Origin of the sequence: Mucilaginibacter sp. RCC_168 (genome assembly GCF_041355315.1) — a bacterium.
GTDB lineage: Bacteria > Bacteroidota > Bacteroidia > Sphingobacteriales > Sphingobacteriaceae > Mucilaginibacter.
Genome location: NZ_JBFUPN010000018.1, coordinates 163,146 through 172,177, shown reverse-complemented (window position 1 = coordinate 172,177; position 9,032 = coordinate 163,146). Strand labels below are relative to the sequence as shown.

8 protein-coding genes are annotated in these 9,032 nt (G+C 40.5%); 6 read left to right on the top strand and 2 right to left on the bottom strand.

Annotated elements, in window-relative coordinates; all coding sequences use genetic code 11:
- The first annotated feature begins 326 nt into the window (after window positions 1-326).
- From AB6735_RS18260 to AB6735_RS18235, 6 genes are all read left to right on the top strand, one after another.
- Window positions 327-1,424, top strand: coding sequence for a VWA domain-containing protein (locus AB6735_RS18260; RefSeq protein WP_076378770.1), 1,098 nt, complete (start codon window positions 327-329; stop codon window positions 1,422-1,424).
- Window positions 1,425-1,505: 81 nt separating this feature from the next.
- Entirely contained in the window at window positions 1,506-1,883 is a 378-nt protein-coding gene (locus AB6735_RS18255; RefSeq protein WP_370997279.1) for a VOC family protein, read from the top strand.
- A 12-nt stretch (window positions 1,884-1,895) separates the two neighbouring features.
- The gene (locus AB6735_RS18250) at window positions 1,896-3,404 is read left to right on the top strand and encodes a sigma 54-interacting transcriptional regulator (protein ID WP_370997278.1); all 1,509 of its coding nucleotides are present in this window, start codon (window positions 1,896-1,898) and stop codon (window positions 3,402-3,404) included.
- Between the two features lie 139 nt (window positions 3,405-3,543).
- Window positions 3,544-4,821: a metallophosphoesterase gene (locus AB6735_RS18245; RefSeq protein WP_370997277.1), complete on the top strand. Its 1,278-nt coding sequence runs from the start codon at window positions 3,544-3,546 to the stop codon at window positions 4,819-4,821.
- A gap of 31 nt (window positions 4,822-4,852) precedes the next feature.
- Entirely contained in the window at window positions 4,853-5,737 is an 885-nt protein-coding gene (locus AB6735_RS18240) for a hypothetical protein (RefSeq protein ID WP_370997274.1), read from the top strand.
- Between the two features lie 4 nt (window positions 5,738-5,741).
- Window positions 5,742-6,365, top strand: coding sequence for a class I SAM-dependent methyltransferase (locus AB6735_RS18235; RefSeq protein WP_370997272.1), 624 nt, complete (start codon window positions 5,742-5,744; stop codon window positions 6,363-6,365).
- 271 nt (window positions 6,366-6,636) lie between these two features.
- Here AB6735_RS18235 and AB6735_RS18230 read toward each other — a convergent pair whose 3' ends face one another.
- Window positions 6,637-7,329, bottom strand: coding sequence for a response regulator transcription factor (locus AB6735_RS18230; protein ID WP_370997271.1), 693 nt, complete (start codon window positions 7,327-7,329; stop codon window positions 6,637-6,639).
- Window positions 7,330-7,332: 3 nt separating this feature from the next.
- Window positions 7,333-8,976 (bottom strand): sensor histidine kinase, encoded by a 1,644-nt coding sequence (locus AB6735_RS18225; protein WP_370997269.1) that lies wholly within the window; start codon window positions 8,974-8,976, stop codon window positions 7,333-7,335.
- Window positions 8,977-9,032 lie beyond the last annotated feature (56 nt).

The window sequence follows — 9,032 nt, the reverse complement described above, 5'->3', positions numbered from 1 at the left end:
CAGATCGTTCGTGTTAATACGCATAACTTTAAGTTACACTAATCTGTCCTCGAATTATCTGACCTTTACAATTGCGAGGAGGGACGACGAAGCAATCTCGTAACTATTCTTATTCAATACGCGAGGAAATTGCCAGGCTTCGTTCGCAATGACATATTTTATAAGTTGCGCATGCTCTTTCATTTTACTTTTCAATCTGCACATCTCAAATCCGCACACCTGCACATCTACCTTTTGTCATACTTACCTAACAATTTGCTTTAGTATCTGGCAAACCAAACTTTTAATAATAATTATCCGTTTCTTTATGTAAGAAAGGACACGATATGCGCGGTTTTGGATTTTCCAAATTTAAGCCAAACCAGATCCCCAAAGGTGGATTTGACGAATTATTAAAATTATTCCTGGAACTGCTCAACTATACATCGGGCGATGCAGGCGAAGCTTTAGCCTGGCTTAACGAACTCGATAAACAATACAACCTTACCAATGATGATTATGGTATGGGTGACTTTATCGATGAACTAAAACAAAAAGGTTATCTGGACGAGGATCGTCAGAACGGTGGTTTTAACATCACCGCCAAAACAGAACAAAGCATCCGGCAATCAGCACTGGAAGAGATCTTCGGCAAGCTCAAAAAATCGGGTAAAGGCAATCACCGCAGCCCACAATCAGGTCAGGGTGATGAAAAAAATGCCGAGCGCCGGGAGTTTGAGTTTGGCGATAGTTTGGATCAGATAGACATGACCCAATCTATTCATAATGCACAGGTTAATCATGGCATTGGCGATTTTATGATGACCGAACGCGATCTGGAAGTAGAAGAAATGGATTACAAAACCCTTACCTCTACTGTGTTGATGATTGACATCTCGCACTCCATGATCTTATATGGCGAGGACAGGATAACCCCCGCTAAAAAAGTGGCTATGGCTTTGGCCGAACTGATCCGTACCAAATACCCAAAAGACACATTGGATATTGTTGTTTTTGGTAACGATGCATGGCCCATCACTTTGCAGGATCTGCCTTATTTACAGGTTGGCCCGTACCACACCAATACCTATGCCGGTTTGGAACTGGCTACCGATCTGCTCCGTCGGCGTAAAACACACAACAAACAGATCTTTATGATCACCGATGGTAAGCCTACCTGTTTAAAGGAAGGCACCCGGTACTATAAAAACAGCATCGGGCTCGACAGAAAAGTGGTGAATAAAACACTGAATATGGCCGCCCAATGCAAACGCTTAAAAATACCCATCACCACTTTTATGATAGCTAAAGACCCCTATTTGCAGCAGTTTGTTCGTAAATTTACGGAGACCAACGGTGGCAAGGCTTTTTATAGTTCTTTGAATAATTTAGGGGAGTATATTTTTGAGGATTATGCCAGAAACAGAAGAAAATCGGTGAGGTAAGATCAGATACAAGAAGTTAGAGTCAGGAATCAGGACAAAGACAATCGGTGAAATCAAAAAAGCATCAGTGAAATCAAAGAAATGAAGATTGATCGTATAGATCACCTGGTTTTAACCGTAATAGACATAGAAGCAACCTGCATGTTCTATGCTAACGTATTAGGCATGGAAATTGAAACATTTGCCGGGGGTAGAAAAGCGCTAAAATTTGGCAATCAAAAACTCAACCTGCATCAAAAGGATAAGGAGTTTGAACCGAAGACACATATGCCAACTCCGGGAGCCATTGATATTTGTTTTATCGCAACAGACACTATTGAACAGCTTAAAGCAGAACTCGAAAATAAGAACATACAAACACAGGGAATATTTGAACGTACCGGTGCTACCGGCAAAATACGGTCAATCTATTTCCGGGACCCTGATCAAAATCTGATCGAGGTTAGTAATTACCTATAACAAAGCATTTAGATGAATAAACTACTGGATATAAAAACGCTCGGTGAGTTAAAAAAAACGGATTACAAAAGTCGATCGGTAAAAGATGAATTACGTGCCAACCTGATTACCCAATTAAAAAAACGCGAAGGCGGCTTTGAAGGTATTGTTGGCTTTGAAGATACCGTTATACCCGATTTGCAAACCGCTATCTTGTCAAGACACAACATATTATTGCTGGGTTTACGCGGTCAGGCCAAAACCCGTATAGCACGCCTGCTGGTGAATCTGCTGGATGAATATATACCTTATATTGAAGGATCGGACTTGTTTGATGATCCGTATAACCCCATTTCATGGTATGGCCATAATGCCGTAACTCAGTTGGGCGATGCTACACCGATAGGCTGGATTCATCGTTCAGAACGTTATACCGAAAAATTGGCCACGCCTGATGTTACCGTTGCCGATCTGATCGGTGATGTCGACCCTATCAAGGCTGCCACACTAAAACTAACTTATTCAGACGAGCGGGTTATCCACTTCGGATTGATCCCACGCGCACATCGCGGTATTTTCGTAATCAACGAACTTCCCGATCTGCAGGCCCGTATCCAGGTATCGTTATTTAATATCCTACAGGAACGGGACATCCAGATCCGTGGTTTTAAACTGCGTTTACCATTGGATATTCAATTTGTATTTACTGCCAACCCTGAAGATTATACCAACCGCGGCTCTATCGTTACGCCTTTGAAAGACCGTATCGAAAGCCAGATATTAACGCATTATCCCCGCACGGTTGAAATTTCACGTAAGATCACCCAGCAGGAGGCATCTCTTACTGACGAGCAAAAAGCCAACATTGAAGCCGATAGCCTGGTAAAAAACCTGGTAGAGCAGATTGCTTTTGAAGCGCGCAATTCCGAATACATCGATAAAAAATCGGGCGTATCGGCACGTTTAACTATTTCGGCATTTGAAAACCTGATCAGCAATGCCGAACGCCGCATGATCATTAATAACGAAACCAACACTTTTGTACGTATCACAGACTTTTTAGGCGTTATTCCGGCCATTACCGGCAAAATTGAACTGGTATATGAAGGCGAACTGGAAGGCCCTGGAAAAGTAGCTAATATCCTCATCGGCAAAGCCATCAAAAGTTTACTGCTGGAGTTTTTCCCTGATCCGGAAAAAGCGAAAAAAGCAAAAGGGGTTAACCCCTATGCCAGTATCATTAACTGGTTTGGCGAAGGCAACAACCTGGCATTAGTTGATGACCTGTCTTTACAGGATTATAAAAAAGCACTTAACGAAGTTGCAGGCCTTAAAGACCTGGTTAAAAAGATACATCCGCGCCTAACCGAGAATCAACAGCTGTTATTGATGGAATTTGTGCTGCATGGCCTATCTGAATTTTCGCAGCTCAACAAAGGTTTCCTGGATAACGGCTTCGCATTCTCCGATATGTTTAACAGTTTGTTTAACTTGCAGCCTGATGACGAAGACGATCTTGATTTAGATGATGATCGTTATTAATTAATTGAAAAAGTATCAAGTTGTTATTTTAGTATCAAGTAATTAGTATCAAGTATCACGACAGCTACAAAATTTTCATTACCAATCAAAAATCTTGATACTAATTACTTGATACAAACTACCCGATACTAAAAACAAAATGAGAGAACAGGTTCTCAACATTATACTGATCATTGCGATACTGCTGCTTATTGACCTGTACGTATTGCACGGCATACGCGGCGCGTTTAAAAAATGGAGGTTGCCTCACTCGGGCGACTTTACTTTTTTTTACTGGTTTATTTCTGTTTCGTTAATAGCCGGTTTACTATTGGCTGTTTATGTCAATGTAGGCATGGGTGCCCGTGCCGCATTTTTACTGGGATTTTTCCTGATCTTTTTAGGCAAAATATCTTTTTTGCCCTTCCTGATGATCGACGATCTCAGGCGGATGCTGGTGCTGAGGCGCGACCGGTTAAAAAGAAAACCCGAAGACATCAGCATACCACCTAAAGAACATGCCATACCCCGCTCGGAGTTTTTGATGAAAGCTGGTTTACTCGCTGGCTCTATACCCCTGGCGGCTATCAGGATCAGCATGCCCAAAGGTTTGTATGATTATCATGTAAAATATCAAACAATGTACCTACCCAATTTACCAAGAGCCTTTGATGGCATCAAACTGGGGCAGATATCTGATATTCACTCAGGTAGTTTTTACAATAAAAAAGCAGTACTTGGCGGTGTTGAACTATTGTTGAAAGAAAAACCCGATCTCATATTCTTTACAGGCGACCTGGTTAATGGCCAGGCCTCTGAAATGAAAAATTACCAGGACATTTTTTCTAAAGTAAAAGCCCCGCTTGGTGTTTTCAGTTCATTAGGCAATCATGATTATGGCGATTACGGCAAATGGGACTCATTGGCAGATAAAAAGAAAAACCATGACGATCTGATAGCCACTCATAAAAACATGGGTTGGGATCTGCTGCTTAATGAGCATCGCCGGCTGAAGGTAGGAGGTGAAGAGATAGGTATTTTAGGTGTCGAGAATTGGGGCGAACTTAATATGTTCCCCAATTACGGCCGGATGGAGCTGGCTACCAAAAATACGGATGACCTACCCGTGAAACTGCTGCTATCCCATGATCCGTCACACTGGCGCGGCGAGGTGTTACCTCAGTACCCTCAAATAGATGCCATGTTTTCCGGACATACTCATGGCATGCAGTTTGGCGTACGCACCGAGCATTTTCAGTGGAGCCCTATCAAATATGTTTATAAAGAATGGGCAGGTCATTACCAGGAAGGCAAACAACAATTATATGTAAACGTAGGTTACGGTTTTGTTGGTTTGGCCGGCAGAGTTGGAATATTACCGGAGATTACGATATTTACATTAAAAGCCGGCCAGGAACCTTCGGGATACCGATCCTAACAGATTAAATGCAGGCGGATATTCATAACAAATGAAAAAAATATTTCAACCTGTTTTTGATTTTCTGCTATTCAGTAATATTTTCATGTCGCTCTGTGCTGTTTCGCAGGCCTTGCTCACCTTTCAACTCATCGGTGAAAAACCAATGTTCCCGGTTTTGGCATTGTTATTTACATCAACCCTGGGTATTTACAACTTTTGTATACTTGTAACAAGGCCAAAGCAGCCCGAGTCATCCCCATATAAACGCGTACGCTGGTTTTTTGCGCACTACAGGCTCATGGTAACTTTTACCATTGTGTCTTTATTATCCCTCGTGCCCTTATTCTTTTTAATTACTACCGAATCAAAAATATTGCTCATTTTCCTGGGCTGCCTGTCATTTACCTATGGCCTGCCATTATTCACTATTGGCGATCATAAATTTGGCCTCCGTAATATACCTGGCTTAAAACCATTCCTGATCACGCTGGTATGGACATTAAGTTGCGTACTGTTCCCGGTATTGGAGCTATTACACCAGCATACCAATGATATCTCCATGCACGATATTACCATACTGATTGCCAAGCGCTTTCTGTTTATCGGGGCGCTTACCATTCCTTTTGATATTCGCGATTTGTTTGAGGATCGTAAGCAGGGGTTAAAAACTATACCGGTTGCCTGGGGCGAAAAAAATGCCTACCTGTTTTGCCAGGTTCTGCTTGCCGGCTATGTTGTTTTATTGTTTCTGTTCAAGGCCAACGGCTTTAGTACTGATTTTTGGGCCTTAACCGCTACCGTTATTTTAACAGGCTGGCTCATATTTAAATCGGCCTGGGAAAAGAATGAGTATTACTATTTCTTTTACATGGACGGCGTGCTCATACTACAGTATGTGATCCTGATGGCATTCCGGTTCCTTTTTGGCCATTAAAGCAATGGCGGCTAACTTCAACAATTCAGCCTTGTTTTATGACCGTCTTTCCCGGTTGATATATGGCCGTGCGTTGATAAACGCTCAATTATATCTGCTGCATTTTATTGAGCCTGGCTCCCGGGTACTTATTGTGGGCGGCGGAACCGGATGGATATTGGAGGAACTTGCAAAAATACATTCCTCTGGTTTGCATATCACTTACGTGGAAGTCGCAGCAGCGATGATGGACTTATCAAGAAAAAGAGACACGGGCAGCAACGAGGTACACTATATTCAAAGCGCCATTGAACAGGTAAACCTTACGCCTGATTTTGATGTGGTGATCACCCCTTTCCTGTTTGATAATTTTACGGAGCAAACCTTGCATACTGTATTCACTCATATCCATACTTTACTAAAAACAAGGGGTTTATGGCTCAATGCAGATTTTCAGCTTACCGGCAGATGGTGGCAGCAGTTCTTATTGAAAAGCATGTTTATTTTTTTCAGGCTGGTTTGTGGCATTGAAGCCAGCCGGCTACCAGAGATAAAGATGCATTTCATCACTAATAACTATGCTATGGTAGATGAAAAAACTTTTTTTACTGATTTTATTGTGGCGAGTGCGTATAGAAAAAGTCCCTAACCCCCTAAAGGGGAACAACGAATTCAATTTATTAGCACATAAACTCCGGCTTGCATTTAAAACCACTCTGAATCTTTCACAAAGTATCTTCGCAATAAATTTGGGCTGGAAATCCCCCATCTCCAAAGGAATAAATAACATGGTTTACAGTGTAGGCCCACTTTTATATTATCTTATTTTCAGATATATATAAAAATATTAACCATAAAAAGTGTAAACCATGTAAACCCATTAATTAGCAAAGAAGCTCCCCCTTTAGGGAGTCGGGGGGCTACTGATTATATACAAACTTATATCCAATTCCCCTTACCGTTTGCAGATATTGCGGCGAGTCGGCATTGGTCTCTATCTTTTTACGCAAACGTACAATGTGCATATCAAGGGTACGGGTATTTACATCGGCATTGTAACCCCAAACCTCCATCATCAGCTCTTCGCGGTTAATCACCTTGTTTTTATTTTTCAGAAAATAAAGCAATATCCTGTTCTCCAGTATAGTCAGTTCAATTTTACGGTTATCCCTGATCAATAAATGCGTATTGGGCAAGTGCTCCATATTGGCAAAGCGATACGATTCCGATTTCTCACTATTTAATGAGAATTTGATCTTATTGTCGATCATCGCTACCAGTACATCCATATTAAATGGCTTGGTAATATAATCGGATACGCCAAAGTTGTAAGCCTCTATCTTATCCACATCCTGGGCTTTAGCCGTCATCATAATGATCAGCTTATCATAGCCTTTTTCTCTAATGCTGCTGCATACCTGTGATCCAGGTTTGCCGGGCAACATCCAGTCGAGCAATACAATATCCGGTTGTTCATCCAGTATAATGCTTTCAGCATCATCGCCATTATCCGCTTCCAGTACTTTATATCCTTCTGACTGTAAACGTTCTGCCACCAGGAAACGCAGGTTTTCATCATCTTCAACCAGCGCGATTTTAATTTCTTTGTTCATATTTTAATTTTCATATGGAAGCGTAACTATAAACTCCGAACCTTCATTAACTTTACTATGAACCACTATATCGCCATCCATAAAATTAACCAGTTCTTTACAAAAAGCCAAACCCAAGCCCACGCTTCCGTTTTGGTTATATTGATTTTCTATCCTGTAAAATTTCTTAAATATATTATTTAACTCCTCTTTAGGTATACCTATACCCCTGTCGATAAATGAAAATACAATATCACCCTTTTTATGCGCAATATTTATATTCAGTTCCTTTTTTTGTGGATGCGAGTACTTATAAGCGTTTTCGATCAGGTTTTGGAACACACTGCCTAACAATACAGGGTCGGTATAAAAAGTATCCACACCGTTTATTTTACAATTTAATTTAAAGTCGGGATACTTTATTTTAAACGTCTCGGTATACCGGCTTACAAAATCATCCATCACTATTTCTTCCTTTTTGAGGGTGATGGATTTATTTTCCAACTGGGTAAAGGACAGCAGCTTATTCATCAGATCATTAAGTTTATCGGCTTCTTCATCCAGTATTTTGCCATAATGCTTACGCTGCCTTTCGGTAAGCTCCCCGTCGCCGCGCAGGTTTGATCCCGCAATTTTTATAACACTTACAGGTGTTTTAAACTCATGCGTGAAATTATTGATAAAGTCATACTGCAATTTAAACAGTTTGATATTGACATTTAAATTGCGGTAAATAAGCCAGCCGATCAGCACCAAAAAAAGTGATATCAGTAAAATGATCGCTCCAATGGGCATAAAACGCTTGTTAATTTCATTAGCAAGATAACCATGCTCCGAACTAAAAAATAATTTATAATCAGAAAACGAAACAGGGAGCGAAACTTCGGTTATCAACTTATCACCTTCGCTGTCAACAGGATCATAAACAACAGGTTGTATGGATACACTCTGGTACAACTCATGCCTGGTGTTTTTTATCTTTAACCGGTAGGGGTCAAGATGAAAAGTCATCATGTTTTGTTTGTACGATGCCTTGACGGTATTGCGTTGCTGTAAATCACGGTATATTTTAATATCCTCTCGCCGCAATATATTAGTGTAAGTGATTTTATTTGGCTTTACATCCCAAAATGTCTTGAACAACTCATCAGTGTTGGATACACGGGTTGTATCAGAAAAAGCGATATAATTATTGAGCTTAACCGCCATTTCTTTAAAATCAGATTCATCAGACGGACTGATCCTTTTAGCCCCAAACACCTTCCCTTTTTTATACCAATATTCATATATCGCTTTGACAGAGATATCCAGATTATTTCTGCGGATAGTGATAGGAGCTTTACTGCCTATCAGTACATCATAAAAAACGATACTTCTCACAAATGCATAATCATGAAAAACCGATGCAGCATATTTAGCTGCCGAAGCGGAGTCTAAAAAACCCTGGTAAGAGGTGATCTCAGGTATTTTATTCTGATAAAAATCATAATAAGGTTTTATAGTTTGCTCCAATACCTCTATCTTTTTTGAACCAAATTCATTCTCCACATATTTTGCCGTAAGGTTATACGATACAAAAAGCGCTACAACAAAAGTTACCGATATGAGCACCAAAAATATGATGATCAGCAAAAAACTTTTGCGGTAAGCATTTTTATGTACAGGCATATTTTAAATGTCGGATTTCGGATTTGTTTTGATTTATTATTCTGTTAATTTTTAAG